The 26990-nt window shown below is 71.3% G+C and carries 26 protein-coding genes and 1 tRNA gene; 8 read left to right on the top strand and 19 right to left on the bottom strand.

What is annotated here, in order from left to right:
- Nucleotides 1-40: 40 nt before the first annotated feature.
- The 6 genes from F1721_RS04140 to F1721_RS04115 are packed head-to-tail and all read left to right on the top strand — an operon-like array spanning nucleotide 41 to nucleotide 6795.
- Nucleotides 41-2767: an MMPL family transporter gene (locus F1721_RS04140; protein ID WP_150065189.1), complete on the top strand. Its 2727-nt coding sequence runs from the start codon at nucleotides 41-43 to the stop codon at nucleotides 2765-2767.
- Between the two features lie 5 nt (nucleotides 2768-2772).
- Nucleotides 2773-4800, top strand: coding sequence for a YhgE/Pip family protein (locus F1721_RS04135; RefSeq protein ID WP_150065188.1), 2028 nt, complete (start codon nucleotides 2773-2775; stop codon nucleotides 4798-4800).
- A gap of 40 nt (nucleotides 4801-4840) precedes the next feature.
- A complete protein-coding gene (locus F1721_RS04130) occupies nucleotides 4841-5068 on the top strand; it encodes a hypothetical protein (protein WP_150065187.1) in 228 nt (75 codons plus the stop codon).
- Complete coding sequence (locus tag F1721_RS04125) at nucleotides 5065-5358, top strand: hypothetical protein (RefSeq protein ID WP_150065186.1); 294 nt, start codon at nucleotides 5065-5067, stop codon at nucleotides 5356-5358. The genes F1721_RS04130 and F1721_RS04125 overlap by 4 nt, the downstream gene beginning before the upstream one ends.
- Before the next feature lie 49 nt (nucleotides 5359-5407).
- A complete protein-coding gene (locus F1721_RS04120) occupies nucleotides 5408-6241 on the top strand; it encodes a metalloregulator ArsR/SmtB family transcription factor (protein ID WP_150065185.1) in 834 nt (277 codons plus the stop codon).
- A complete protein-coding gene (locus tag F1721_RS04115; protein WP_150065184.1) occupies nucleotides 6229-6795 on the top strand; it encodes a dihydrofolate reductase family protein in 567 nt (188 codons plus the stop codon). Before F1721_RS04120 ends, F1721_RS04115 begins: the two co-directional genes overlap by 13 nt.
- Nucleotides 6796-6816: 21 nt before the next feature.
- Here the strand turns inward: F1721_RS04115 and F1721_RS04110 are convergent, their stop codons facing one another.
- The 12 genes from F1721_RS04110 to F1721_RS04055 all read right to left on the bottom strand — a co-directional run bounded on the left by F1721_RS04110 (nucleotide 6817) and on the right by F1721_RS04055 (nucleotide 18817).
- On the bottom strand, nucleotides 6817-8085 hold the full coding sequence (locus F1721_RS04110) for an SWIM zinc finger family protein (protein ID WP_150065183.1): 1269 nt from the start codon (nucleotides 8083-8085) through the stop codon (nucleotides 6817-6819).
- Between the two features lies 1 nt (nucleotide 8086).
- Entirely contained in the window at nucleotides 8087-10846 is a 2760-nt protein-coding gene (locus tag F1721_RS04105; protein ID WP_425474394.1) for a DEAD/DEAH box helicase, read from the bottom strand.
- Between the two features lie 41 nt (nucleotides 10847-10887).
- On the bottom strand, nucleotides 10888-11343 hold the full coding sequence (locus tag F1721_RS04100) for a hypothetical protein (protein ID WP_150065181.1): 456 nt from the start codon (nucleotides 11341-11343) through the stop codon (nucleotides 10888-10890).
- A gap of 67 nt (nucleotides 11344-11410) precedes the next feature.
- Complete coding sequence (locus tag F1721_RS04095; protein ID WP_150065180.1) at nucleotides 11411-12466, bottom strand: MDR family NADP-dependent oxidoreductase; 1056 nt, start codon at nucleotides 12464-12466, stop codon at nucleotides 11411-11413.
- A gap of 150 nt (nucleotides 12467-12616) precedes the next feature.
- Nucleotides 12617-13057 carry a pyridoxamine 5'-phosphate oxidase family protein gene (locus tag F1721_RS04090; protein WP_246154201.1) on the bottom strand — a complete coding sequence of 147 codons (441 nt, stop codon included), beginning with the start codon at nucleotides 13055-13057 and terminating at the stop codon, nucleotides 12617-12619.
- A 231-nt stretch (nucleotides 13058-13288) separates the two neighbouring features.
- The gene (locus F1721_RS04085; protein ID WP_150065179.1) at nucleotides 13289-13756 is read right to left on the bottom strand and encodes a hypothetical protein; all 468 of its coding nucleotides are present in this window, start codon (nucleotides 13754-13756) and stop codon (nucleotides 13289-13291) included.
- 152 nt (nucleotides 13757-13908) lie between these two features.
- Nucleotides 13909-13985 (bottom strand) — tRNA-Leu (locus F1721_RS04080).
- 91 nt (nucleotides 13986-14076) lie between these two features.
- Nucleotides 14077-15204 (bottom strand): ATP-grasp domain-containing protein, encoded by a 1128-nt coding sequence (locus F1721_RS04075; RefSeq protein WP_150065178.1) that lies wholly within the window; start codon nucleotides 15202-15204, stop codon nucleotides 14077-14079.
- Nucleotides 15205-15733: 529 nt separating this feature from the next.
- Nucleotides 15734-17056, bottom strand: coding sequence for an NAD(P)/FAD-dependent oxidoreductase (locus F1721_RS04070; RefSeq protein ID WP_150065177.1), 1323 nt, complete (start codon nucleotides 17054-17056; stop codon nucleotides 15734-15736).
- 290 nt (nucleotides 17057-17346) lie between these two features.
- Nucleotides 17347-17781: a type II toxin-antitoxin system VapC family toxin gene (locus tag F1721_RS04065; protein ID WP_150065176.1), complete on the bottom strand. Its 435-nt coding sequence runs from the start codon at nucleotides 17779-17781 to the stop codon at nucleotides 17347-17349.
- A complete protein-coding gene (locus F1721_RS04060; protein WP_150065175.1) occupies nucleotides 17763-18143 on the bottom strand; it encodes a hypothetical protein in 381 nt (126 codons plus the stop codon). The genes F1721_RS04065 and F1721_RS04060 overlap by 19 nt, the downstream gene beginning before the upstream one ends.
- Nucleotides 18144-18226: 83 nt before the next feature.
- Nucleotides 18227-18817, bottom strand: a complete 591-nt coding sequence (locus F1721_RS04055; protein ID WP_150065174.1) for a DinB family protein — start codon at nucleotides 18815-18817, stop codon at nucleotides 18227-18229.
- Nucleotides 18818-19035: 218 nt separating this feature from the next.
- Between F1721_RS04055 and F1721_RS04050 the strand changes: the two genes are divergently transcribed.
- Nucleotides 19036-19845, top strand: coding sequence for an ArsR/SmtB family transcription factor (locus F1721_RS04050; protein WP_150065173.1), 810 nt, complete (start codon nucleotides 19036-19038; stop codon nucleotides 19843-19845).
- An 11-nt stretch (nucleotides 19846-19856) separates the two neighbouring features.
- On the opposite strand, the gene F1721_RS04045 is transcribed toward F1721_RS04050, so the two are convergent.
- Both F1721_RS04045 and F1721_RS04040 read right to left on the bottom strand, forming a co-directional pair.
- Nucleotides 19857-20612, bottom strand: coding sequence for an SAM-dependent methyltransferase (locus tag F1721_RS04045; protein ID WP_150065172.1), 756 nt, complete (start codon nucleotides 20610-20612; stop codon nucleotides 19857-19859).
- A gap of 214 nt (nucleotides 20613-20826) precedes the next feature.
- Nucleotides 20827-21522: a uracil-DNA glycosylase gene (locus tag F1721_RS04040; RefSeq protein WP_246154306.1), complete on the bottom strand. Its 696-nt coding sequence runs from the start codon at nucleotides 21520-21522 to the stop codon at nucleotides 20827-20829.
- Between the two features lie 124 nt (nucleotides 21523-21646).
- Between F1721_RS04040 and F1721_RS04035 the strand changes: the two genes are divergently transcribed.
- Nucleotides 21647-23119: a S10 family peptidase gene (locus F1721_RS04035; protein WP_150065171.1), complete on the top strand. Its 1473-nt coding sequence runs from the start codon at nucleotides 21647-21649 to the stop codon at nucleotides 23117-23119.
- Between the two features lie 73 nt (nucleotides 23120-23192).
- Here the strand turns inward: F1721_RS04035 and F1721_RS04030 are convergent, their stop codons facing one another.
- The 5 genes from F1721_RS04030 to F1721_RS04010 form a co-directional block, all read right to left on the bottom strand.
- Nucleotides 23193-23927, bottom strand: a complete 735-nt coding sequence (locus F1721_RS04030) for an SDR family oxidoreductase (protein ID WP_150065170.1) — start codon at nucleotides 23925-23927, stop codon at nucleotides 23193-23195.
- Nucleotides 23928-24050: 123 nt separating this feature from the next.
- On the bottom strand, nucleotides 24051-24890 hold the full coding sequence (locus F1721_RS04025) for a class I SAM-dependent methyltransferase (RefSeq protein ID WP_150065169.1): 840 nt from the start codon (nucleotides 24888-24890) through the stop codon (nucleotides 24051-24053).
- A gap of 106 nt (nucleotides 24891-24996) precedes the next feature.
- On the bottom strand, nucleotides 24997-25215 hold the full coding sequence (locus tag F1721_RS04020; RefSeq protein ID WP_170301345.1) for a cell division protein SepF: 219 nt from the start codon (nucleotides 25213-25215) through the stop codon (nucleotides 24997-24999).
- A 108-nt stretch (nucleotides 25216-25323) separates the two neighbouring features.
- Nucleotides 25324-26037 (bottom strand): helix-turn-helix transcriptional regulator, encoded by a 714-nt coding sequence (locus tag F1721_RS04015; protein WP_150065167.1) that lies wholly within the window; start codon nucleotides 26035-26037, stop codon nucleotides 25324-25326.
- Nucleotides 26038-26047: 10 nt separating this feature from the next.
- The gene (locus F1721_RS04010; RefSeq protein ID WP_150065166.1) at nucleotides 26048-26944 is read right to left on the bottom strand and encodes an alpha/beta hydrolase; all 897 of its coding nucleotides are present in this window, start codon (nucleotides 26942-26944) and stop codon (nucleotides 26048-26050) included.
- Nucleotides 26945-26990 lie beyond the last annotated feature (46 nt).

Below are 26990 nucleotides of genomic sequence, written 5' to 3'. Positions count from 1 at the left end.
ATGCGCCGTGTATCGGTTCTTCGCTGCGGGAGTGTTCCGGTTGTCGTCTTTGCTGTACCGACTCGGGCGGGCCGTGGTCCGCGCCAGGACCTGGGTGCTGGTCGGGTGGCTCGCACTGCTCGCCGTGCTGGGCGGGGGCGCGTTCTTCCTGCAGCAGGGCATGGAGACCAGCCTCGAGATCCCCGGCGCCGAATCGCAGGAGGCGCTGGACCACCTCAACAACGTCTTCCCGCAGATGACGGGCTCGCGCGCGCAGCTGGTGTTCACCGTGCCCGAGGGCGAGCAGGTGGACTCGCCGCAGGTCCGGGCGGCCTTCGAAGGGCTCATCGACCGCGTCTCGGCGTGGGACGGCGTGCAAGCGGTGATGAGCCCGCTGGACGAGCTGGTGGGCAACCAGGTCTCCGAGGACCGCAGCACCGGTCTGATCAACATGCAGTTCGACTTCCCGCCGCTGGACGTCCCGGACCAGGTGAAGAACGACCTGCTCAGCGAGGCCAACGCCCTGGAGCAGCAGCTCGGCGCGGGTGCCTCGGTGCACGTCGGCGGCGACATCTTCGCCAACAACATGCCCGCGCTGGGCGCCACCGAGGCGGTCGGCGTGGTCGTCGCGCTGCTGGTGCTGCTGCTGTTGCTGCGCTCGCTGATCGCTGCGGTGATGCCGCTGGTCACCGCGCTCGTGGGCGTCGGCGTGTCGATGACGATCGTGCTGCTGACCACCGCGTTCACCGAGGTCTCCTCGGCCGCGCCGATGCTCGGCGTGATGCTGGGCCTGGCCGTCGGCATCGACTACTCGCTGTTCATCGTGTCCCGGCACCGCGAGCAGCTCGCCGCCGGGGTCGGCGTCACCGAGTCCATCGCGCGCTCCGTGGCCACCGCGGGCTCGGCGGTGATCTTCGCCGGGGTCACCGTGATCATCGCGCTGCTGGCGCTGGCGGTCCCCGGGATCACCTTCCTGACCACGATGGGCGTGCTGGCCGGTGTCGCGATCGCGATCGGCGTCGCGGTGGCGCTGACCATGATCCCGGCGCTGCTCAGCTTCGCCGGCGAGCGGCTGCGGCCGGTCAAGGTGCGGCGTCGGCGCGCCGCCAAGCCGCGGCGCGAGCGCCGCTCGTTCGCGCTGACCTGGGTGCGGGCGGTCACCAAGGCGCCGCTGGTCACCATCGTCGTGGTCGTCGCCGGTCTCGGCGTGTGCGCGCTGCCGATGGCGCACCTGAAGCTGTCGGTGCCCGACGCGGGCGCGCAGGCCGTCGGGACCCCGGCGCGCGACACCTACGACCACATCGCCGAGAAGTTCGGCCCCGGCTTCAACAGCCCGCTGATGATCACCACCGACATCATCGGCAGCAAGGACCCGCTCGGCGTGGTCAACGGCATCGCCGACGAGATCCGGGCGATGCCCGGGGTGGCCGCGGTGCCGATGGCCACCCCGAACCCGACCATCGACACCGGCATCATCCAGGTGGTGCCGACCACCGGCGGCGAGTCCGAGGAGACCGCCGACCTGGTGCACCGGCTGCGCGCGATGAGCCCGCACTTCGCGGAGAAGTACGGCTCGGGCATCGCGGTGACCGGCGTGACGGCGATCGGCATCGACCTGTCCGAGAAGCTCTTCGACGCGCTGCTGCCGTTCGCGGTCATCGTGGTGGGCCTGACCCTGGTGCTGCTGGCGATGGTGTTCCGGTCGGTGTGGGTGCCGGTCAAGGCCGCGCTCGGCTACCTGCTGTCAGTCGGCGCCACCTTCGGCGCGGTGGCGTTCGTGTTCAACCAGGGGCACCTGGCCGGACCGCTGAACGTGGCGCACGTCGGCGGGGTCATCAGCTTCATGCCGATCCTGCTGATGGCGATCCTGTTCGGGCTGGCCATGGACTACGAGGTGTTCCTGGTCTCCCGGATGCGCGAGGAGTACACCCACCACGGCGACGCGAAGCGGGCCATCGAGGCCGGTTTCACCAACGTCGCCCCGGTCGTGGTCGCGGCCGCGGTCATCATGATCTCGGTGTTCGCCGCGTTCGTCCCGCACGGCGACTCCAACATCAAGCCCATCGCGTTCGGGCTCGCCGTCGGCGTGTTCGTCGACGCCTTCCTGGTCCGGATGACGCTGGTGCCCGCGGTGATGGCGCTGCTCGGCGACAAGGCCTGGTGGCTGCCGCGCTGGCTGGCCCGCCGGTTGCCCGCGCTGGACGTGGAGGGCGAGGCGCTGCAGCACGAGCTGCGGCTGGCCGACTGGCCGGGCAACGACGAGGTGGTCAGCGCCCGCGACCTGAGCATCCACGACGACCGCGGCGACCAGGTCCTCGGCGGGGTGCGGATCAACCTGCGGCCCGGCGGGGTGCTCGCGGTGGAGGGCGACGACGCGGACACCTCCGCGCTGCTGCACGCGCTCGGCGGCCGGGTCCGCACCGTGCGGGGCGACCTGCGGGTGACCGGGCTGCTGCTGCCGCAGCGGGCGCGGGCGGTGCGCTCGCGCACCGCGCTGGTCCAGTGCCGGACCAGCGCCGAGCCCGCCGCCGAGGTCCGGCAGGCGGTGGCCGAGGGCGTGCGGCTGGTGCTGCTGGACGAGGCCGACGCGATCGCCGACACCGACCAGCGCCGCCAGCTGGCCGCCCTGCTCCCCGGAACGTCCACTTCGGACGGTTCGCCGGTGAGCTTCGTCGTGACGTACCAGAACCCGAGCCTGGTCTCCGACCTGCTGCCGGAGCACCGGGTCGACGTTCTGCGGCTTTCCGCGCGCCCGGGCGCGCTCGCGGGCCGCCTCCAGGAGGTGTGAGGGCAATGAGGAACCCGTTCACGCAGGCCACCCGGCGCGCCGGGGGCTCGGTCGGACGCCGCACCTGGATCGGGCTCGCCCTGGTCCCGGTGCTCGTCGTCGGCGTGCTGGCCTGGGCCTTCTGGGCGCCGATGAGCCAGCACGGCGCGGCCAAGGTCGCGGTGGTCAACGCCGACGAACCGACCACCATCAACGGGCAGATGGCCCCGCTGGGCCGGGAGATGGCCGCGAAGCTGGTCAACAGCACCGATTCCGGCTACGTCTGGCAGATCACCTCGGCCGAGGACGCCGACGAGGGCTTGGCGGACGGCCGCTACGCAGCGGCGGTGACCATCCCCGAGGCGTTCTCCCGCAACACCGCGTCGGTGATGACCGGCGAGCCGATGGACGCCACGCGCGCCGGGATCACCGTGGAGACCTCGCCGGTGGCGGCCCCGGCCGACGCGGCGGCGGTGGAAGCCGCGGCGCGGCAGAGCGTTTCGGTGTTCAACCAGCAGATCCTGGAGATGCTGCTCGACGGCTTCTACGGCGGTTTCTCGGAGATGCACGGCCAGCTGGGCACCGCCGCCGACGGCGCGCGGCAGCTGGCCGACGGCAGCGGGCAGCTCGCCGACGGCACCAAGCAGCTGGCCGACGGTGTCGGTCAGCTGTCCGGCGGGGTGGGCGAGCTGGCGGGTGGCGTGCCGCAGCTGGCCGACGGCGGCGCGCAGCTCGCCGACGGCGCGAAGCAGCTGTCCGGCGGCCTGAACCAGCTGCACCAGCAGGTGTCGCAGATGCCCGCGCAGACCCGGCAGCTGGCCGACGGCGCGGAGCAGGTCGCGGCGGGCAACCGCGCGATGGCCGACCAGTTCGTCCCGCTCGCCGACCAGATCCTGGCCGCCACCGACCAGATCCCCGACTCCCCGAAGCTGGACGGGCTCGCCGAGTTCGCCGAGCAGTGCCCCGTCGACGGCGTGACCGCCGACTTCTGCACCCGGCTGCGCGAGCAGATCGACCAGCTGAACCAGCAGCAGGGTTTGCTGGACGGCCTCAAGGAGAAGATCCAGCAACCGGTGAAGCAGGCCCGGGACGGTTTCGAAGGCCTCGCCTACGGTTCCGAGCAGGTCGCGATGGGCACCCGGATGCTCGCCGACTCCTCCGGCGAGCTGGTCGGCGGGATCGGTCAGCTGGCCGACGGCGGCGCGCGGCTCAGCGACGGCGCGCAGCAGCTGTCCGGCGGCCTGAACCAGCTCAACGGCGGTGTCCAGGCGCTCAACGGGGGCGTGCAGGAGCTCGACGGCGGTGTCGGCCAGCTGGTCTCCGGCGCCCAGCAGGTCGCCGACGGCAACCGGCAGTTCGCCGACCAGATCGCCCCGGCCGTCGACAAGCTGCCCAACTACACCGACGAGGAGCGCGCGCACCTCAAGACGGTGGCGGCCAGCCCGGCCGCGCTGCAGTCCGACCTGCCGGGCTTCGGCAAGTCGCTGATCGCGCTGCTGATCGCGATCGCGTTCTGGACGGCGGCGCTGGGCGTCTACGCGGTGACCAGGGCGGTCCCGGAGGACGCGGCGAGCTCGCGCCGCTCCACCTGGCGCCTGGTCCTCGGCTCGCTGCTGCCGGGTGCGCTGATCGCGACGATCGGCGCGGTCGTGGTCAGCGCGGCGCTGGCCCCGTTCCTGGGCCTGTCGTTCGGCTCCTGGGCGGCCTTCGCCGGGGTGACGCTCTTGGCGGCCCTGGCCTTCGTGGCGCTCAACCAGGCGCTGGTCGCCCTGCTCGGCAGCACCGGCCGCATCGTCGGGATCGCGGTCCTGGTGCTGGCCGCGGCCACCGGGGTGGTCTCCACGATCCCCGGCTTCCTGCAGAGCGCGAGCGCCTTCCTCCCGACCCACGGGGTGGTCCAGGCCCTGTCCGCGATCATCACCGGGGCGGGCGGCGCGGCCAGCGGTGTCCTCCAGCTGGTGGTCTGGCTGGTCGCCGGGGTCCTGGTCAGCGTCCTGGCGGTCGACCGGGCCCGCGTGGTCCCGGCCAGGCAGCTCCGCCGCCGCCCGGCGTGACCTGACGCGGTCGTGAGTGCGCACCGGTGTTGGAGCACCGGTGCGCACTCACGACATCAACGTCGCGCATCGATCTCGCTCCGGCGGTGTCCAGATCTCGTCAGCAGCGCCGCTCACCCCGCCGCGCCGGGTGTGCACTGGCGGCGAACCGGTGCGACGAGACGACGGGAGCGTGGCGGACATGCCGGACATCGCCTGGGCGATCTTGCTCATCGGCAGCTTCCTCGGCCTGGCCTTGATCCTGCGCGTGCTGCAGAGGTCGTCATGACACAGCGCTGTCCGGAGTGCGGATCGGCGCTCGATCCCCCGCGCATCCTCGTCACGCTCGATGCGGACGGATCGTCGTGGGCCTTGGGGAGCGTCGACAACGGCGCCTGGCACCCGCAGGCGACCAAACCGGCGAGCGCGCGCGGGACGGCCACGCCGCAAGAGCACGCCGAGCGCGACGCGCTGGCCCGGTGGGCCGCCGCCGAGCTCGGCGCGAAGACCGTCCACCTGCGGTTGGCGGCGAACTTCCCCCGGGTCACCTGGCGCGTCGCCGTGCAGCAGGTGTCGTAGCGATATATTCTTTGACACGAACATTCTCCGTGGCGAATACTCCAACGTCATGGACGCACCGATCCTCGCCGCGCTGGCCGACCCGGCTCGTTGGCGGCTCGTCAGGCTGCTGGCCGAGCGACCGCGCTCGGTCGGCGTCCTGGCGCAGCTCGCCGAGGCTCGGCAGCCGCAGACCACCAAGCACCTGCAGACCCTCGAGCGCGCTGGCGTCGTCACCTCCCAGCGCACCGGTCAGCGCCGGATCTACGCGCTCCAACCAGGTCCGCTGCGGGACCTGGCCGTCGAGCTGAACCAGCTCGCCGACACCGCGGACCGGGCCGGTGCGACCTTCCACCGCTACGGGTCCGGTCTCGACGCGGAGCGGCGCGCCGCCGCAGCGCCGGGCTGGGCCGACGACCGCTCGTTCCGGTTCCACCGGTCGCTGCCCGGGCAGCCCGACCTGGTCTGGCGCCACCTGACCGACCCGGCGCTGCTCGCCACCTGGTGGACCCCCGACGACCTGCGCGTTTCCGAGCTCGTCTTCGAGGCCCGCCCGGGCGGGCGGATCGTCCACGAGTACCGCGACGTCGAGGACGCCGACGCCTCGGAGCCGGTCGCCGGGCGCGCGGAGGGAGCTGTCGAGGAGGTGCGCCCCGGCGAGCGCCTCGCCTACCGGCTCTCCCCGCTGCTCCCCGACGGCGGCACCGCCTTCACCGCGCACGTCGACCTGAGCCTGCGCACCACCGGCACCGGGACGGAGCTCGACGCCAGCTGGCGCATCACCGACAGCACCGTCGACTCCGCCGACTTCATCGCGGGCATGGAGATCGGCTTCGGCCAGAGCCTCGACAAGCTCGCCGCGACCCTCGCACCCGGAACAAGGAGCTCCTCGTGGGACGACTGATCGTCAACGTCGCCGTGACCGTCAACGGCGCCTTCGAAGCACCGGCGCCCGAACCGCAGGGCTGGCTGGTCACCGACCCGGACAGCGTGCAGGCCGGGCTGGAGATGTGGCAGGCGGCCGACGCCATGGTGCTCGGGCGCAAGACCTACGAGGGCCTGTCCGCGGTCTGGCCGCAGCTCGTGGACGTCCCGGGATTCGAGGCCTACGCGGCCCGGATGAACGGCATGCCCAAGTACGTCGCGTCCCGGTCGCTGACCGGACCGCTGGAGTGGAACGCCGCGCTGCTGGAGGGCGACCTCGCCGAGAGCGTCCGCCGCATCAAGGCCGATCACGACGGCAACCTGATCGCGCCCTGCGCCGGGGAGCTGACCCGCGAGCTCATCGCCCACGGCCTGGTCGACGAGTTCTGGTTCAACGTCAGCCCCTACCTGTGGGCGACCGGACCGCGCATCTTCGACGACCTCGGCCCGGTCCGCCTGGAACTGGTGAGCACGACGACCTTCCCCTCCGGCGTGGTCCGCCTCTGCTACCGCCCCGCCCCGGCCGAGTCCTGAGCCCACGACCGCGGCGGACGTCTAGCGCTGGTCGCCTCCTTCGCCCGAGTTCAGCAGGTCGATCAGCGCCTCGGCGGGGTGGGGCGTCGGGGCGCCTGTCAGGCTCCAACCGCTCCCATCGGCGCGGAACAGGTACCAGCGCTCGTCCTCGCCGAACCTGAGCTGCGCCCCGCAGGAGGTCAGCGTCAGCCGGTTGCGCCAGTGCCGCACTTCCGGCGGTTCGCCCAACCCCGCGTCCGCCCAGGCTTCGGCGATCTCCGCGCGGGCACGGCGCACGACCTCCCCCGGTGGCGACCACGAACCTTCCAGCACCGACAGCCCCTGCTGCCCGGCCACCTCCCACGCCCGCACCGCGCGGGCGAAGTCCGCGGGACGGCCGGAAAACCGCCCGGCCCGCGAGGTCAGCTCGTCGCGACCCGCGCGGGCCGCGAGCCGCACGGCGTCGGTCCACCGGTCCGCCGGTCTGTCCACACCGGACAGCAGACCGCGGGCGCGGTCCGCCGCGTCGGCGGCCAGCGCGGCGAGCGCAGCGGTGTCGACCGGAGCTTCCCCGACCTCGACGTCCGCCAGCAGCGGCGCCAGCTCCAGCGGCTCGACCAGCACCGGACCGGGCCCCTCCGGCAGCGGTGGCACCGGAGCCGCCCACGCCTCGGCGGCCGGGGTGCCCGGCTCCCGCTCGTCGACCTCCGCGCTCTGCCGCGCGTTCCGCCGGTGCAACTCCTCGGTCAGCTCGTCCTCGCCGCGACCGCGCAACAGCAGCAGGACGAACGGATCCCGGTCCAGCAGCCAGGAGACCTGGTAGGCCAGTGCCGCGGCGTGCTTGCACGGGTTGTCCCAGTCCGGGCAGTCGCACTCCGGTTCCAGGTCGCCGTAGCTCGGCAGCAGGCGCACACCGGCGTCCTCGGCGGCGCCGACCAGGTCGGGCGGCATGTCCCGGTCGAGCAGCGCGGCGATGTGCCCGGCCCGCCCGGCCACCCGGTCCAGGAACCGGTCCCAAGCCGAGTCGCGCAGCTCGGCGAAGTGGACCTCGGTGCGGTAGGGCTGGTCGGGGTCGCCGTCGTGCACGGGCGCGAGGATGCGACCGGGGCTGACCGTGATCGCCCCGACCTGCCCGGCGAAGGCGTACTTGCGCCCCTTCTTCAGCTGGTCCGGGTCGAGCGCGGCGTACTCCACCGCCTCGATCCACGCGTTGCCCCACCACGTGTCGGCGAACTTCTTGCCGTACCGCTTCCCCGGCGGGAAGGCCGGGAAGGTCACCGCGCGCACCGGTTCGTCGAACTCCCAGGCCATCTCAGACCCCCCTCAGTTCCACCAGGCGGCGCAGTTCGGCGTTGGAGAGCTCGCTCAGCGCCGCCTCACCTCCGCCGATCACCGCCTCGGCCAGCTCCTGCTTGTGCGCCAGCAGTTCGGCGATGCGCTCCTCCACGGTGCCCTGCGCGATCAACCGGTGCACCTGCACCGGTTTGTCCTGGCCGATCCGGTGCGCCCGGTCCGTGGCCTGCTCCTCGACGGCCGGGTTCCACCAGCGGTCGTAGTGCACCACGTGGTCGGCCCGGGTCAGGTTCAGCCCGGTCCCGGCCGCCTTGAGCGACAGCAGGAACACGGGCACCTCGCCCGCCTGGAAGCGGCGCACCATCTCGTCGCGCTTGGCCACCGGAGTCCCTCCGTGCAGCAGCTGGGCGGGAACCCCGCGGTCGGCCAAATGCTTCGCCAGCAGCCGGGCCATCTGCACGTACTGCGTGAAGACCAGCACCGCACCGCCTTCAGCGAGGATGGTGCCGAGCAGTTCGTCGAGCGCCTGCAACTTCTCCGAACGCCCGGCCGCCGCCGAGGGCTCCTTGAGGTAGTGCGCCGGGTGGTTGCACACCTGCTTGAGCCCGACCAGCAGCTTCAGCACCGATCCCCGCCGTGCGATCTCCGTGGTGCTGCCCGAGATCTCGGCCATCACGTCCCGGACCACCCGCTGGTACAGGTCGATCTGCTCGGCGGTGAGCGGGACCAGGTGGTCGGTCTCGGTCTTGGGCGGCAGTTCCGGCGCGATGCCCGGATCGTTCTTGCGACGCCGCAACAGGAATGGCCGCACCAGGCGGGAGAACCGCTGCGCGGTCGCGATGTCGCGGTCCTCCTCCACCGCCCGCCCCCACTCGGCGCGGAACTCCCGCATCCGGCCGAGCAACCCCGGCGTGGTCCAGTCCAAGATCGCCCACAGCTCGCTCAGGTCGTTCTCCACCGGCGTCCCGGTCATCGCCACGCGCACGTCCGCCGGGATCGAGCGCAGTGCTTTCGCCGTGTCGCTCAAGCGGTTCTTGACGTGCTGGGCCTCGTCAGCGACGACCATCCCCCAGCGGTGCGCAGCGAGCGCCGCCGAGTCAACGCGCATCGTGCCGTAGGTGGTGAGCACGAAACCGCTGTCGGCCAACGAGCGCGCCGAGCCGTGGAAGCGGCGCACCGGTGTGCCGGGCGCGAACTTCGCGATCTCGCGCTCCCAGTTGCTCAGCAGCGAAGCCGGGCACACGACCAGCGTCGGCCCCGCCGCACGCCGCAGGTGCAGCGCGATCAGCGTGATCGTCTTGCCCAGCCCCATGTCGTCGGCCAGGCAGCCACCGAACCCCAGCGAGGTCATCCGCTCCAGCCAGCGCAGGCCGCGCCGCTGGTAGTCGCGCAGCGTCGCGGCCAGCTCGGCGGGCTGCCCCAACGGCTCCGGGCCCGCGTCGGGCTCGGCGATCCGGTCCACCAGGTCGCCCAGCCAGCCCTCCCCGACGGCTTCGAAGCGCGAACCTCCGACGACCGCGCTGCCGACCAGCACCGCTCCCAGCGCCGGGTACGCCGGGAGCGGCGGCAGCGCGCGCTCCCGCGCTTTGCGCGCCAGCTCGGGTCCGACCAGCAGCCACCGGTCGCGCAGCCGGACCACCGGGCGGGACTTGGCGACCAGGTCCATCTCGTCGTCGCTGAGCGGTTCACCGTCGAGGACCAGCTGCCAGGACACCGGAAGCGGACCGGATTCCCGGAAGAAGGCGGCAACGTCGTCCGGCTGAGCGCCCGGCGCGGACACCGCGACCCGGGCGCCGAGCTCGCGGGAGAGCTCGGGCGGCCAATCGACGTCGACCCCCATCGCCGCCAGTCGCGCCTCGCCACCGCCGAGCAGGTCCACCACGTCCTCGTCGACCAGCTCCAGCTCGACCGGTTCTGCTTCCGCCAGCAGGCTTTCCAGCGGGGACCAGGCGCGAGCGGCCCGGCGCAGCGCGAGCACGGCCTCGAACGTCGCGCGGTCGCCGAACCCGTGCGATTCCCCCGCCCACAGGGCTTCGGCGTCGACCACCTGCGTCGGATCGGCGAGGTTGCGCAGCCGGACCACGGCGGTGAACGGCGTCGCCGCGGGATCGCCGCGCAACTCCAGGCGCAAGCCGACCCGCAGGCCTTCGTCAACGCCAGCGGCGACCTGCTGCGCCCACTCCGCGAGCTCGCCGTCGGCCGCGGTGCGCTCCTGGTCCGCGTACCGCGGATCACCGGTCAACCAGACCGCTCCGGGGGTGCGCGGCAACGTGTCGGCGACGCCGTCGAAGAACTCGCGCAGCAGCGCCTCGGCATCGGGCAGCACCAACTGGTCGGCATCCGCGTCCACCGGAACCGAACGCGCACTCGCCGGGGCGGCAGCGGCCAACGCGCGCAGCCGCTCGACGTCGACCACGTCGAACGGCCCCGCACGCCAGGCGTCAACACCGCTCTCGTGGACACCCGGCAGCACCCGACCGCGCGCCACCACGTGCAGCGCGAGCTTCGCGGCCGCGCCCCAGAAAGCCGCAGCCGGATGCGCTTCCCGACCGTCCAGCGAAGCCAGCTGGGGCAACAACCGGTTCAGCGGAACCCGCTGCGCCGGAACTCGCCGCGAGACGACCTCACCGCCCTCCAGCAGCGTGACCACGGGTTCCGCGGCCTCCCCCAGCGAGATCTCCGGCGGCAGCGGCCCGCCGGACGGGTCGTGCACGAGGAACGCTCCCGCACGCGGCACATCTCCGGGCTCGAACACCACCGCGCACCGACTCAGCCCCACCCGCACCTCCAGATCCGTTGAACGTACATAGTACGGTACCTCTAACGGATCAGGCGGCGGCGATGTTCCCCGCCCGGCCAGCGCAGGGGTTCCAGGTCGGAGTCCTGGCGGAGGACAGGCGGGCGGGTGACGATCGCCGCGGCCACCGATGCCGGATCGGTCGGCGGTGGCTGGGCAGTGCGCGGCGACCTCGAACAGCACGTACGCCAACCCCCAGCGGCTGCAGCCCCCACTGCGCTGCCCGCTCGTGGAACAGCGCCCGTCGCCGCGCTGGTGACGACCTGCACGTCACCAGCCAGGAACTCCGTGATGCGCCGGTTGAAGTCGGCCGCGGGCGCCCGGTACCCGACAGGGGTCGCGATGTCGTCGATGCCCCAGCAGAAGTAGTACGTCCACCGAAACGGGCGGTCGTCGGCGGCGCCGCGCCCGCCGAGCAGATCCATCACGAACAGCAGCGGATTGCCGAGCGCGTACAACCGCCCGCTGCGCGCGATCACCACTCCGTTCGTGAGCGGCGATGGCGGCAAGAGCGACCATCACCGCTCACGACGACCCCTTCGCGCGTCAGAGCTCCACCAGCACCTTTCCGCGCTTTGCCGCACCCCCGGAGAAAACGCTCTGGTAGGCCGCCGGGATCGCGTCGATGCCGTGGTGGACGGTCTGGTCGTAGCGGATCTCCCCGCGCCGGATCAGGCCGCCGAGCTCCTCGTGCAGGGCGTTCCAGTTCGACTCGGTGAACCACTCGATGACGTAGATGCCGCGAATGGTGGTCTGCGGGTACATGATGTGCTGCAGCAGGCGCGGCCCGACCTCGTCGCCGCAGACCTGGTTGCCCCACTGCCAGCACACCGCGACCTGGCTGTGCCGGTTGAGCCAGGTGAACACGGCGTCGGTGATCGAACCGCCGAGGTTGTCGAAGTACTTGTCGATGCCGTCCGGCGCCGCCTCCCGAACGGCGGCGCGCACCTCGTCCACCGGGTCGCCGTGCCGGTACTCCAGCACCGCGTCGAAGCCGAGCTCGGCCATGTAGGCCTTCTTCTCCGGCGAGGTGGTCGTGCCGACGACGCGGGCACCGGCGCGCTTGGCGAGCTGCCCGACCAGCGACCCGAGACTGCCGGAGGCACCGCTGATCAGCACCGTGTCACCGGGCTCCACGGTCAGGAACTTCGTCAGGGTGCCCCACGCCGTCATGCCGGTGCTGCCCATGACCCCCAGCGCCGTCGAGAGCGGGAGCACGTCGTCGTAGTTCCGCGGGTCCAGCTTGCGGAACGGCGGAACGACCAGCGGGAACCTGCCCTCCCACAACGGCCCGCCTTCCCCGTTGCTGACCAGGTGGGTCCGCCAACCGCCCCAGCCCTGCACCAGGTCGCCCACCTGGAAGCGCGCACGCGGCCCGGCCTGCACGACCTCCATGATCGAGTCCGCACCCGCCACCTCCCCGACCTGCATGTTCAGCGTGATGCCCTGCAAGTGGGGTTCGAGCGAGAGGTACCGGACCTCCAGCAGCATCTCGTCGTCGGCGAGGTCGACCTCGACGTCCTCCACCACCTTCTCGTAGATCCGCCCCACGTCCGGCACGCCCTCGACGTGCTCCCGGATGACCCACTTCTCGATCTTCACTCCGGCTCCTCTCCTCGGTCCGACCACCGGCGCCCCGGGTGGAGCCGGTGGCCGTCGGATCACCTCTGCGGCTCGATCGTGAACACCCGTGAAGACGAGTCCTCCCGGTTGCGCGTCCACAAGCGACTGGAAAGCACGGCCGGTGCGCGGTCAGCCGAGCTTGCCGTAGTCGGTGGTGCTCCAGTGCTCGGGGCGCATCCGAACGACGACGTAGTCCATCGCGATCCCTCGAGTGCTCTCCAGGTACTTCTCCACGTCCGCCGGTTCGAGGTAGCGGCGCGCCATCGCCTCGCGCACTCCGGAATCGATGTTCTCGTGGATGGCGACCACCGGCCCCTCCACGCTCACGTACCGCGGTGGCAAGGCCGGATCCTGCGCGCACAAGGTGAATCTCCCGGACTCGCGGATGAAGCGGACCTTCAGGCTCGCCTGCCCGGTGATCACCGCGACCTCCCCACCAGGCCGGTAGTCGTACCAGACCGGGGTCTGCAGCGGAGCTCGGCCACCACGCGAGTCGCGGACCGCGAGCACCCCGATCCGCGGTTCGGCGAGAAAGGCTTCTCGTTCGGCAGCTGACATGGCGACGTCCACGCGAACCCTCCTTGCGCGCCCGGCCCGGGCCGGGCGAACAGCACGAGCCACTCACCGAACTGCCTACCGCGCACGAGGTTCTGCTGCAGTCCCAACCGAACAAAGCACCCACCCGGGGACTCCGGTTTCAGCGAGCCCCGCCCAGCCGGGCGACGAGGACCCCGCGTGCGGCCGAGAGGTCCTCTCCGACTCGCACGGGGCCTCGGCGGCGAATGCCGCAGTCCCCGCGCCCTATTCGTCCATTGTGGATTCCGACGGCTCCGGTCGGGTCCGCTGACCGCGCCAGGTGGTGACCATCGCGACCACCGATGCCGAGAACACCACGGCGAGCAGCAAGATCGCCGGGTTCACGAAGGCGGGCACCGATTCGTGGCCACGGCAGCCGGTGTCGCTCAGCGGCCAGTCGATGATCGGGTGGTTGTCCAGGCGGTCGTCGCTGAGAGTGCACGGGTCGTCGGCGTCCAACCTGAAGGAGGTCGCCATCCTGGTCATCCCGTAGCCGACGGTCGCCGCGCAGAGGAGTGCGGAGCCGACGCCGAGCCGCGCCCAGAGTCCGGGCAGGCGCCCGGCGCCCGGGGATTCCCGGACGGCGGTGACGACGACGCTGATGACGTAGCCGACACCGATGGGGAGCAGCAGCCACCAGGTGCTCACGAGGAGGAGGGCGGCGACGAGCGCGACTGCCAGAACAGCTTCCATGTTCAGCAAGCTATCCGGCATCACGGACACCGCGGGCCCGAACGAGAGCAGTCGCTGCCGCAGTCCGCATGCGCGGCCCACCCGCCCGCGACGCGGAAGATCCCGGCGAAACCACGCCTGCTACGAGCGAAACACCTGTTCAGGAAGGCCGGTGGTGCCCCCGGTCGGGTTCGAACCGACACTCTGACGATTTTAAGTCGTCTGCCTCTGCCAGTTGGGCTACGGGGGCCTGGTGGTCGGCGTGGGCCGACCGCATCAGTACGACGCAGGGTGTCCCGGATCGGTTCCCGGTTCGGGGAATTCGCACCTGGTCGGTTGGTTCACCAACGGCCCCACCTTCCGGTGGCCGCCGCGGTCAGCTCCTGGAAGCGGGTTCGGACCCAGTCGTGGACCGCCGTCGACACCGCGTCGGACTCCGCCCGGTGCTCGAACCAGCGCCAGTCGCAGTTGACGTTGACCTCGAGGAACACCCAGTCGTCGCCGACGCCGAGCAGGTCGAAGCCCGCCACGCTCAGGCCCCAGTTCCGGCACAGCTCCAGCAGCCGCTCGGACAGCTGCTCGGGGACCTCGACCGGTTCGACCACCACCGACTCCGGGTCGACCCACAGCTGCGCCGGGTCCAGCTTCTGCACCCGGAAGCCGATCGTGCGGTCGCCGACCACGAACACCCGCAGCTCGCGGTCCGCGTCGAGGTACTGCTGGACCAGCACCGGGGCCGGTTCGCGGGTCTCGCCGGAGCGGCGGATGTCCAGCGGTTGCGGGAACAGCCCGCGCAGCGCGCCGGGTTCGGGTTCGAGGAGGTGGTGACCGGCCGTCTTGACGATGCAGCGCCCACCGCCGGGGCGGCTGCGGCCGGGCATGGTGGTCACCGCGGTGCGGGGCACCCGCAGGCCGACCGCGGCCGCGTCCTGCAGCTGCGTCAGGCGGTCTAGGTGCTCGCTCACGCGCACCGAGTTCACCCGGTCCCAGTCGTTGCGGCAGGACAGCCAGTTGGCCACCGCCCGCCACTGCTCGCGGACGTAGGCGCCGTGCACGGTGGTCGGGTCGGCCGGGACCGCGTCGATGTCGAAGTGCCGCCGCCAGACCAGCACCGGGCGCAGCAGCCAGCGGTGGAACTCGATCAGCGGGGTGTCGGTGTAGATGGTGAGCGGCAGGTCCAGGCAGCGGTCCGCGTCGATGCGCACCATGCGGATGTCGTGCTCGGCCAGCGCCAGCGAGAGCTCGTTCATCTCCATGTCCGCAGCGCGGGCCAGCACCAGCACGCACGGCACCGGGTCGCCCGGCTCGTCGGCCACCAGGTCCGCGCCGAACATCCGCTCCTGGAAGTCCAGCGGGGTGTCGGGGGCGCGGAAGAAGTAGTCCTGCCCCTGCAGCAGCATCGGCGTGGGGCGCAGCGACGGCTCGGAGACATCCCCGGCCTCAGCGGGCTGTCCCTCGGCCGATGGCATCGTCAGTCGTCCTTCTTCCGGAAGACCTTGGCCGCTTCGCGGTAGTCGGCCGCGAACTCGGCGAGCGGACCTTCCTCGACCGCGCCGCTGCGCAGCAGCGCAGCCAGTTCCTTCAGCGTCAAGGGATTCACCCCTTCCCCCGCACGACGCACCCGTTCAGGTGAATACCTCGGCTCAGTCTTCGATTACTCGCTACGGGCTGTCAAGGATAGCTGATCATAAAGTAGCCCGCACGGAGCAGAACTGCGGCGCAAGAAAGCCGCGTGCCGGTGCGACACGCGGCTTCGTCGCTGTTGCCCCGACCAGGACCGATAGAGCTGTCGGCGAAGCCGTCCGCGCCTTTGGAAGCGGCGCCAGCCGCTTGCATCCACCTGCGCGAGGTGACCACCGGCGGGTTCTGAGAGGTTTCCCGGCGAGGACGGCCCCTCCGCCGTGTATTGGACATACATCAGGAGGGGCACCCGCAGTCCAGGGAAGCTCTCAGGTTCCGCTAGGCGACCACGCACGCAGCGCAACCACCAACAGGCTGTCAGCTTTCAGCGGCCCGCTCGAAGGCGGCGCGCGGGTTCTGGATCTGGCCCATGGACACGACCTCCCGCTTGAACAGGAACGCCAGCGTCCAGTCGATGATGATGCGCAGCTTGCGGTTGAACGTGGGCATCCGGCTCACGTGGTACGAGCGGTGCATGAACCACGCGATGAAGCCCTTGGCCTTGAAGCCGTAGACGTCGGCGACGCCCTTGTACAGGCCCATGCCCGCGACCGAACCGGCGTAGGCGTGCCGGTACTCCTTGGTCTGCTTCCCGCGCAGCGAGGCCAGCACGTTCTTGGCCAGCTGGTTGGCCTGCCGGACCGCGTGCTGAGCCGACGGCGCGCAGGTGGCGCCGGGGTTCTCGTCGGTCTTGGACAGGTCCGGCACCGCGGCGCAGTCACCGGCGGCCCAGACGCCCGGCAGGCCCTCGACCTGCAGGTGCGCGCTGGCCTTGACCCGGCCGCGCTCGTCGAGCGGCAGGTCGCTGTTCTTCAGCACCGGGTTGGCCTTGACGCCCGCGTTCCACACCAGGGTGTCGGTGTCGAACTCGGTGCCGTCGGACAGGACCGCGTGACCGCCCTCGACCGACTTCAGGAAGGTGTTCAGGTACACCTTGATGCCGCGCTCTTCGAGGGCGTTGACGACGTAGACACCCATCTTCTCGCTGACCTCGGGCATCACCCGGCCAGCGGCCTCGACGAGCACCCAGGACATGTCGTCGGGCTTGATGTTGTCGTAGTAGCGGGTCGCGAAGCGGGCCATGTCCTCCAGCTCCGCGAGCGCCTCGACACCCGCGAAGCCGCCGCCGACGAAGGTGAAGGTCAGCAGCCGCTTGCGCAGCTCCTCGTCGTCGGTGTTGGCCGCGGCGTCCATCTTGCCCAGCACGTGGTTGCGCAGGTAGGTGGCCTCGCCGACGGTCTTGAGCCCGATGCCCTCCTCGGCGAGGCCGGGGATCGGCAGCAGTCGGGAGACCGAGCCCAGCGCCACGACGAGCACGTCGTAGGCGATCTGCTCGGTGCCGGTCTGCGGGTTGTCGACCGTGACGACCTTCTGGTCGTGATTGATCTCGGTGACGGCGGCGGTGACCACGTGGCACCGCTTCAACACTCGTCGCAGTGGCGCTACCACGTGGCGGGGCTCAACGTTGCCCGCGGCCGCTTCCGGGAGGAAGGGCTGGTAGGTCATGTGCGGCTGAGGGTCGACGACCGTCACGGAGGCCTCCCGGCGCCCCAGCTTCTTCTGCAGCTGAAGTGCCGTGTACATGCCGACGTAACCGCCGCCGAGGATGAGAATCCGCGTGGGATCGGATTTACCAGCCATGGTTCACATGGTCGCACCACGTACCGTGTTCGCGCTGCGCCGACCCCCCTTAATGTGACGCCAGTCGCGAGTGGCTTCGATCACGATCAACGCGCAGTACGCGGTCGAACGCGCTGTGTACGCACCCAGGAGGGGTGGTGAGCGGTGGTGTCACGATGACGCCACCGAGGTGTCATGGGGGCTGGTTCTGGCCACCATACCGAATCTTGGACCGCGATGCCCAAACCCGAGGAGATCTGCCCGATTTCCCCGAATCCGTTCACGCGACGTTCACCGGAATCCGCTCAGCGCTAGACGTGGCGGACGACCACTCGTTCGTGCTTCGGTCGTTCCGGTTCGTCGACCAGTTGATTCAGGTCGTCCGGGTCGCTGGTCAAGATCACCACCGGGCGCGCGAGGTCCAGAGCCGTCGCCGCGACGACCGCGTCGATCGCGCAGCGATGGCCCGACAGCCCCGTCGCCCCGAGGAGCTCTCCGGCCGCGCGGGCGATTTCGGCCGATACGGGCACGATGGCGATGCGCGAGAGCACTCGGTGCACCAACACGTCCCCGGCTCCGCCGCGAAGCACTTCGGTCAGCGTTATCGCGCTCACCACCACCCGGGCCCGCCGCCCCCGCGCGATCTCCAGGTACGACCGGGCCCGCGCATCCCCGCTCACGAGCTTCGACAACCCCTCGCTGTCCAGGACCAGCGTGCCGTCGCCCGCTACTCGACGTCCGGCCATGCCGCCCGCGCTTCCGCCAGGAACTCCTCCGGAACCGGCCCGTGCTCCGCATCGAGCAGGCCGGACAGTTCGGCCAACAGGTCCAGTTCGAGCTGCCTTGACACCGCATCCGTCACGTACTGGCTGAACGCGCCCCGGCCCACGCGGCGTTGCACCGCAGCAGTCAGCTCCTCGGGCATCGACACGCTGACCTTCCGCGCGCGCCCGAGCGACCGCACGTTGCCCGACGAGCCCGCCGCCACGACATCGTCCTGCTCGGGCTCGCCGAATTCGCGGTACTGGCTCAGCAGCAGGGCCAACCGCTCGGTGAAGTCCCTCCCCCGCTCACTCCCGCCCGGGGGATCGTTCGGCAACGCACTCATGGACAAGATGCTACCGCCGGTGGTAACACGTTCGCCACCTGCAAAAACACCGCAGGACCAAGTTCACTCCAGCGTGTTGTCGCTCAGGCCTGGCCGGCTTCCTCCGCGACGCGCTCCAGGCGGGCTCGGTAGGCCTTCCACCAGGCCTCGTCGACCGGGGGGACGTTGTCGTTGCCGCTGGTCATGCCGACCTCGCCGTCGATGAGCTCGCGGACGACGTCCGCGTGTCCGGCGTGCCGGTCGGTCTCGGCGATCACGTGCACCAGGGTGCGGTGCAGCGTCACCTCCTTCTTGTCTGCTCGCCACCACGGCACGCTCCCCGGCGCATCCAGGTCCAGGGCGTCGATCGTGGCGTCCGAGTGCGCCCACGCCCGGCGGTAGAAGTCGACGACCCACTCGCGCGACTGGTCGGCGGTGGCCCACATGTCCGCGTTGATCTCGGCACCGTCGGCCAGCCACGGCATCGGCTCCGGGAACGGCCGGTCGAACACGACCCCGAAGTACCCGGCCTCCATGCTCGCGACGTGCTTGACCAGGCCGAGCAGGTTGGTCCCGGTCGGCGTCAGCGGACGGCGGAGGTCGTACTCGGAGAGCCCGTCGAGCTTCCACAGCAGCGCTTCGCGCCCGGCCTTCAGGTAGAGCTTCAGGTCGGCCTTCGGATCAGATCCCGTCATGCCCCGGAATCTCCCACGCCGCACCGACAACCGTGAGGCGCAGATCACCTTCCGCCCGGAACGGCCCGGACCTCGCCGACGCGAGCCCCAGCGGCGGTCGTGCGTCATCCCGCCATCGCGTTCCCGGCGTCCCGAGAGCGCCCCAGCTTGACATGCAGCCGATTGGCTGCCTATCGTCGTTGTCATGCAGCCATCCGGCTGCATGTTTGGTGGGAGCTGTGGACGAAGTCTTCAAGGCGCTGGCCGACCCGAACCGGCGTCGGCTCCTCGACAGCCTCAACGCCCGGAACGGGCAGCGGCTGCGCGAGCTGTGCGAGGGGCTGGACATGGCCCGGCAGTCGGTGAGCAAGCACCTCGCGGTGCTCGAGGAGGCGAACCTGGTCACCACCGTCCGCCGGGGCCGGGAGAAGTTGCACTACCTGAACGCCGCACCGATCAACGCGATCGCCGACCGCTGGATGCACCAGTACGACCGGCGGCGCGCCGAAGCACTGGCCGATCTCAAGCAGGCACTGGAGTCCGCACCGATGAGCGAGAACGCGTTCGCCTACACGACTTTCATCAAGACCACCCCGGAGCAGCTGTGGCAGGCCCTCACCGATCCGGCGTTCACCCGCCGGTACTGGGGAGTCGCCTTCGAGACCGACTGGCGCCCGGGATCGCCGATGGTCTGGGAGGAGAACGGTCACCGCACGGTCGACCCGGAGCAGGTGGTGCTGGAGGCCGAGCCGTACCGCCGGCTCTCCTACACCTGGCACACGCCGACCCCGGAGTGGGCGGCAGCGGCCGGTATCGACGACGAGACGCTCAAGGCGCTCGCCGCGGAGTCCCGGTCGAAGGTCACGTTCGAGATCGAACCGTTCGGGCAGACGGTCAAGCTCACCGTCGTCCACGACGACTTCCCGGACGGCAGCACGATGCGGCAGATGGTCAGCACCGGCTGGCCGCACCTGCTCTCCGACCTGAAGACCTTCCTGGAGACCGGCGAAACCCTCCCCCCGGCGCCCGACGAGGCCTGGCAGTCCTGACCGCGAGAGGATCAGCGACTGCCGTTCAGGCGTCGGAGCAGGAGGAAGGCGAAGCCGAGCACGCCCCGGTAGCCGCGCAGCCAGCCGGTGCGGTGTTCGCGCGCCGCTGCGATCGCCGCTTCGGCGTCCGGGTGGCCTGGGTGGTCCAGCGCCCATCGGGTCAGCGATCCGGTCCAGGACCACTCGTAGTCGTCCCACTCGTCGGGGCTGCTGACGTGTCCGTGCACCGGGGTCCACCCGGCCTTCTCGACTGCGTCCACCGTGCTTGCGAGGTCCCGGAAGTCGTCGGGGGACGCACCGAGCGCCTCCAGCGTCGGCTGGTCCGGGGTGCGTTCCCAGAACCCCTCGCCGATGAGGACCGTGCCGCCAGGCGCGACGTGCTCACCGACCGCGCGCAACGTGTCCTCCAAACCGCCGAAGGCGTGCGTCGCGCCTACGCACATCACGAGGTCGCACGCCTTCGGCGGCTGGTACTCCCGGGCGTCGCCGCGCACGTAGGTCACGCGGTCGCTGAGCCCACGATCCCGTGCGGTGTCCTCGGCTCGCCGCAGCGCCTCCTCCGACATGTCCACCGCGAAGGCGCGGGCGGTCGGGTACTGCTGGAGGGCGCGCAATGTCCACTCCCCCGGTCCGCAACCGAGATCGAGCACCCGGGCGTCCGGCGGGCACTCGGCTCGCTGGATCAGCTTCTCCACGTTCGCCGGGCTCACCGGTGCGGCGATGGGGTGATCGGTGTGGGCCAGCGCGCTCAACAGGTAGCGATCCACCCGGCCAGCATGACCGGCGGACCGCGGGATCACACCCGAATTTCGCGACAATCCCCCTGGGACCACGTGATTCCGCGTTCCGCCCCCAGCCGTCCCCGAGGGGCCAGCAGCCTGCCCGCCACGACGGCGGAGCGGACGCGCCCCACTCGAAGCAGATGCGCCGTTGCCGGACGCTGCACCGACCGGCCCGCTCTTTCCTCCGACCGATCGGACCTCATCGCACCCCGGCCAGCTCCTTCGCACGTTCCAAGACCCCGCGCAGCATCGCCGGGGTCAGCTTGCCGGTGAAGGTGTTCTGCTGGCTGACGTGGTAGCAGCCGAGGAGGTGGAGGGGGGCTCCTCCGTCGGTGGCCCGGAGTTGCGCGTGGGCTTCGTGGCCGAACTTCGGGCGGGGGCGCGGGACCTCCCACACCGCGTCCGCCAGCACCGGCAGCAGGGCCTGCCAGCCGAAGGCGCCGAGGACCACCACCGCGCGCAGGGTGGGGCGGAGCAGGTCCAGCTCGCGGACCAGCCACGGGCGGCAGGTGTCGCGCTCCTCCGGGGTCGGCTTGTTGGCCGGTGGGGCGCAGTGCACCGGCGCCGTGATCCTGGTGCGGAACAGCTCCAGGCCGTCGTCGAGGTGGTGGGCTTCGGGCTGGGAGGCGAGGCCGACGTCGTAGAGCGCCTGGAACAGGACGTCGCCGCTGCGGTCGCCGGTGAAGATCCGGCCGGTGCGGTTGCCGCCGTGCGCCGCCGGAGCCAGGCCGACGATGCCGATCGCGGCGTCCGGCGGGCCGAAGCCCGGCACCGGGCGTCCCCAGTACTCCTCGTCGCGGAACGCCGCGCGCTTGACCTCGGCCACCTCCTCGCGCCAGGACACCAGGCGCGGGCAGGCCGTGCAGCGGGTGATCAGCCGGTCCAGCTCGGCCAGCCGAGCGGCGGTCGGGGCGGCGGAGGCCGGGTCGCCGACCGGGTCGGCGACCAGCTTGGAGGGCGTGGTGGGCACCTCCCAAAAATTGCAGAAAAGCGCTGCGGCGGCACGTAATGTGGTCGGCATGGCAGCCAGCGCGGACAAGACCGACGAGAGCAAGGAAACGACCACCCCGGCGGAGCCGGCCGACGATCTGGTCAGCACGCACCACACGATCGAGGTGGACGGCGGGGAGCTGTCCTACACCGCCACCACCGGGCGGGTCGTGCTGCGCGAAGAGGTGCACACCGACGGCAAGTTCGAGGGGTTCAAGGCCAAGGCCGAGGTCTTCCTGACCTCCTACGTGGTCGACGCCGAGCCCGGGACCACCCGTCCGGTGACCTTCGCGTTCAACGGCGGCCCTGGGTCCTCGAGCGTGTGGCTGCACCTCGGCCTGCTCGGCCCGCGGCGGGTCCTCTCCGGCGACGCCGGTGACCTCGCCCCGCCGCCCTACGGGCTGGCCGACAACCCGGAGACCCTGCTGGCGCACAGCGACCTGGTGTTCATCGACCCGGTGTCCACCGGGTACTCGCGGGCCGTCGAGGGCGGCACCCCGGGCGACTTCCACGGCTACCAGCGCGACATCGAGTCCATCGCCGAGGTGATCCGGCTGTGGACCACCCGCAACGGGCGGTGGATGTCGCCGAAGTACCTGGCCGGCGAGTCCTACGGCACGCTGCGCGCGGCGGCGCTGGCCGAGCACCTGCAGTCCCGGTACGGGCTCTACCCGAACGGCCTGCTGCTGATCTCCTCGGTGCTGGACATGGGCACGATCCGGTTCACCGACGGCAACGACCTGCCGTACGCGCTCTACCTGCCGACCTACGCGGCGATCGCGCACCACCACGGCAAGCACGGCGACCGGCCGCTGCGCGAGGTGCTCGACGAGGCGGAGAAGTTCGCCGCCGAGGACTACCCGTGGGCGCTGGCGCGCGGTGCGCGGCTGACCGCCGAGGAGCGGGCGGACGTGGTGCGCCGGGTCGCGGAGCTGTCCGGGCTGTCCGAGGACTACGTGGACCGCGCGAACATGCGCATCGAGCACATCCGGTTCTTCACCGAGCTGCTGCGCGACCGGCGGCAGACCGTGGGCCGGATGGACGGCCGGTTCACCGGCTGGGAGCCGGACGCGGCGGGCGAGCGCTTCACCGACGACCCGAGCATCTCCGGCATCCTCGGGGCCTACGCGGCGGCGATCAACCACTACCTGCGCGAAGAGCTCGACTACACCAACGACCTGCCGTACGAGATGCTCTCCAGCCGCGTGCAGCCCTGGTCGTACAAGGAGTTCGAGGGTGCGAGCGTGTCCGTCGTGGACAAGCTCGGCGCGGCCATCCAGGCCAACCCGCACCTGCGGGTGCACGTCGGCTGCGGCTACACCGACGGCGCGACGCCGTACTTCGCGGCCGAGCACGTCCTGGCGCGGCTGCCGATCCCGGCGGAGCTGCGGGAGAACATCGACGTCCGCTACTACCCGGCGGGCCACATGATGTACGTGCACGAGCCCTCGCGGTTGGAGCAGTCCGCGCACCTCGCGGAGTTCGTCCGCGTCCGTCCTTAGTGGACTTTGCCGAGGCCCCGCTCCCGACCGGGCGCGGGGCCTCGGTCGTCGCTCCGCCGCGCGGAAGGGCCGGTCAGCGCGCGAGCCACTCCCGGTAGGTCGTCCCGGCGATGACGGCGTCGTCCTCGGCGATCAGGGCGTCGCCGGAAACGGCGGCGAACATGCCAGCGCTGTTGTCCGTGACGACGGCGCGGTGGTCGCCCCGGGCCGCGAGGGTGATCCGGCCCAGCTCGTCGAGCGCGAAGACCTCGGGCCCGGCCACGTTGCGCGTGCCCTGCAGCGGCTCACCCGCGGCGACATCGGCCACTGCTCGGGCGACGTCGGCCGCGGCCATCGGCTGGACGCGCGTGGCGGGCAAGCGGACTTCGTTCTCGTCGGCGGTCCAGGACAGCACCGCGTCCACGAACTCGAAGAACTGGGTGGCCCGCACGATCGAGCAGGGCACCGGACCGGCCTTGAGGACGTCCTCCTGCAGCACCTTGGCGCGGTAGTAGGCCAGGTCCGGCACCCGGTCGGCGCCCACGATCGACAGGACGACCGCGTGACCGGTACCGGCCGCCCCGGCGGCCGCCACCAGGTTGTCCGTGGTCTTCCGGAAGAACTCGAGCGAGGACTCGTCGAAGGTCGGCGAGTTCGTCAGGTTGACGACGACGTCGGCCCCGTCCAGCGCTTCGCGCAAGCCCTGCCCGCTGAGCAGGTCCAGTCCGGTGGACGGCGAGTGCGGCACCGCCTCGTGCCCGCTCGCGTTCAGGATCTCGACCACCTGCGATCCGATGCGCCCGGTCCCACCGATGACAGCGATCTTCATGTGGTCGCCCCCCCTCGTTCTCGGAGCTCTGAGGTCGCGGTCGGCCGGTTTCAGGATGCCCTCGGCGGCGGGCTTCAACCGGGGGCTTTGGTCCTCCGCAACCGGAGCAGCTCGTGCTGGGGGTCAGCTGCGGCGGGCTTCGACCAGCCAGGCCGCCGAGTCGTAGTACACGCCGCGCTCGGTCTGGTGCTCGGCCAGGTTCGCGCGGAGGTCGGCGATCGCGCGAGCCTTCTCGTCCGCGGTGAGGTCGTCGAGCAGCGAGGCGTGCTGGTCGGTGACGAAGTCGCAGGCGTCGTCGACGTCTCGGCCGAAGTACATCGGCTCGGCGAGGCCCGCCAGCTGGACGTCGGCGAACCCGGCGGCGGTCAGCAGTTCGCGGACCACGTCGGGGTCGCTCAGCGACCAGGGGTTCGGGCCGCTCGACGGCGGTTTCGGCACTTCACCGGTCAGCAGGGTGCGGAACGCGACGATCCACTCGATGCGCTCCACCGGCTGCCAGGTCAGCAGGGCCAGGCGTCCGCCGGGGCGCACCGCCCGCGCGATGTTGCGGAACGCCGCGAGCGGGTCCCCGAAGAACATCACCCCGTGGCGGCTGACCGCGACGTCGAAGTGCGCCTCCGGGAAGTCGTGCACCTGCGCGTCGACCTGCTCGAACGCGACGTTGGACAGCTCCTCCCGCGCGGCCAGCTCGCGGGCCAGCTCGATCATGCGGGAGGACAGGTCCACGCCCAGCACCGAACCGTCCGCCGCCCGCCGGGCCGCGTCCCGCGCCGTCTGCCCGCTGCCGCAGCCGATGTCGAGCACCTTCGACGCGCGGTCGATCTCCGCGGCGTCGAGGAGCTTGCGCTGGTAACCGGCGACTCCCTCGTCGAACCGCTCAGCTCGGGCGGTCCAGAGGTCCCCCTGGTTCCCGTCCCACGCGCGCAGCTGCTCCACATTGGACGGATCGACTGGTGCGGCCACGGAATCCCCCTCGTCTGAATGCGCAGCGGGCAACTCTACTCCACACTCCGATGAGAGCAACCGGTTTTCCGCCACCGGGTGATCCCACCGGAGCCGTGACCGGCTCTCACGACCCCTCCGGGTGCGTCAGCAGGAAGACCTTCGGCGCGACGCGCTCCATGCTGCCGTCCCGCGCCACGACCATCCCCGCCGCGAAGTCGACCAGCTGTCTGGCCTCGGCGTTGGACAGGGCCGACAGGTCCATCAGCACGGAGTTGCCCTGCCGGAAGTAGTCGCCGACGTGGTAGACGTCGGCGTAGTTCTGCGGGTGCAGCGTCTTGACCACGCCCCTCAGTCTTGCCCGCTGCGGCGGGAAGTCAACTGCAAGCACGTCTCCCCAGCTCAACCTCGCCGGACGAGCCACCAGGTCCTTGCCGGAGCAATCGCCCGCTGCTCACCGCGGCGGCGTCAGCGGGGCCAGCGCGGTGGGGCGCACCGCGCCTGCGGCGGCCGAGCCGAGCAGCAGGTCGGCCAGGTCGTGGGGCGGCGACTTCTCGTCGGTCGGCGTCGCCGTCGCGATCCGGTCCAGCCGGAAGCCCCGGCCAGCTCGCCGCTCGCGGCACCAGGCGATGAGGTACCAGCTGCCGCCAGCGGTGAGCAGCCCGGCGGGTTCCACCGCGCGATCGCTCCTCCGCCCCGATTCGTCTACGTAGGACAGCAGCAGCACCGTGCCGGTGGTGAGGGCGTGTTCCACTGCGGACCGGACCGATCCGGCGGTCCGGTCCGGCAGCGCGACGATCCGCGCGGCGAGCCCCTGCGCCGCATCGGCCGCGGGGCCGGTCATCGAGGCTGCGATCTTCTGAGCTGCTGTGCGAGCCGCGTCGGCGTAGGGAGCGTCGGCCACCGCGAGCGCCGCGACCAGCGCCGAGGCCTCGTCGGCGGTGAAGCGGATCGGCGGAAGCGTCATCGCCGGATCGATCGACCAGCCCCCACCACGCCCGGACGTGGTGCGCACCGGGACGCCCGTCTCCAGCAACGCCTGGAGATCGCGCTGCACAGTGCGGGTGCTGACCTCGAACCGCGCCGCGAGGGAAGCCACGGTCAGCGGTCGCGGGGCCGCTGCGCGCAACTCCTCCACCAGCGCGTAGAGCCGATCAGTCCGGTTCACGGGCTCGACGCTACGCGCCCGCCAGGAAGTCCCGCTCGCGCTGCTTCTCCCGCTCGGTGATGGTCAGCGGGAACAGGGTGAAACCGTGCATCGCGCCTGCGACGACGCCGAGCTGCACGGGCGCCTGCCACCGCGCCGCGAGGAAGAGCGAGTCGTCCAGCAGCGGGTCTTCGGTGCCGACCACGATCCGGGCGGGCGGCAGCCCGGTCAGGTCGGCGAACAGCGGCGAGATCTCCGGGTCGCGGCGGGCTTCCGGCCCCATCCCCGGTGTGAAGAGCTCGTAGCTGCGCCGCAGCGAGTCGGTGTTGCTCAGCAGCGGCCGGGAACCGAACGAGCGCTGGCTCGGTGTCATCGACAGGTCGTACGGGCCGAAGGTCAGCTGGGCCGCCTGGTACGCGCCGGTGATGCCGTGCCGGTCGCGGAGGCGCAGCAGCGTCAGGACGCTCAGGTGGGCCCCGGCCGATTCACCGCCGATCAGCAGTCTTCGGGTGCCGAACTCGGTGGCGGCGTGGTCCACCAGCCACCGGGCGACGGCTTCGCAGTCGTCGGGCCCGGCCGGGAACGGGTTCTCCGGCGCCAAGCGGTATTCCACGCTCACCACGGCCAACCGCGCCTCGACGGCCAGCTGCCACAACTTCTCGTCCTGCCCGTCCGCCGTGCCGAACGCCCAGCCACCGCCGTGGATGTGCAGGTACACGCCGTCGACGCGGTCCGGCACGAACGCCCGGACCGGCACACCCGCGACGACGCGGTCCTGCCCCTGCGGCAGGCGCACCGGCGGCGCGTCACCGCCGACCCGGTTGCGCCGCAGGAGTTCCAGCGACTTCGGCACCTCGCCGCGAGACGCCTCGAACCGGTCGTTGAACGCCGAGGTCTCGGCGAGGCAGTCCGCATCAGTGATCGTCATGCGCCGACGGTCGCACTCGCGCGCGACACCCCCGTGTCACCCTTCG

Source organism: Saccharopolyspora hirsuta (genome assembly GCF_008630535.1).
GTDB classification, from domain to species: domain Bacteria; phylum Actinomycetota; class Actinomycetes; order Mycobacteriales; family Pseudonocardiaceae; genus Saccharopolyspora; species Saccharopolyspora hirsuta.
Note: the sequence above shows the minus strand (reverse complement) of the source record. Positions and strands in the feature narration are given on the sequence as shown.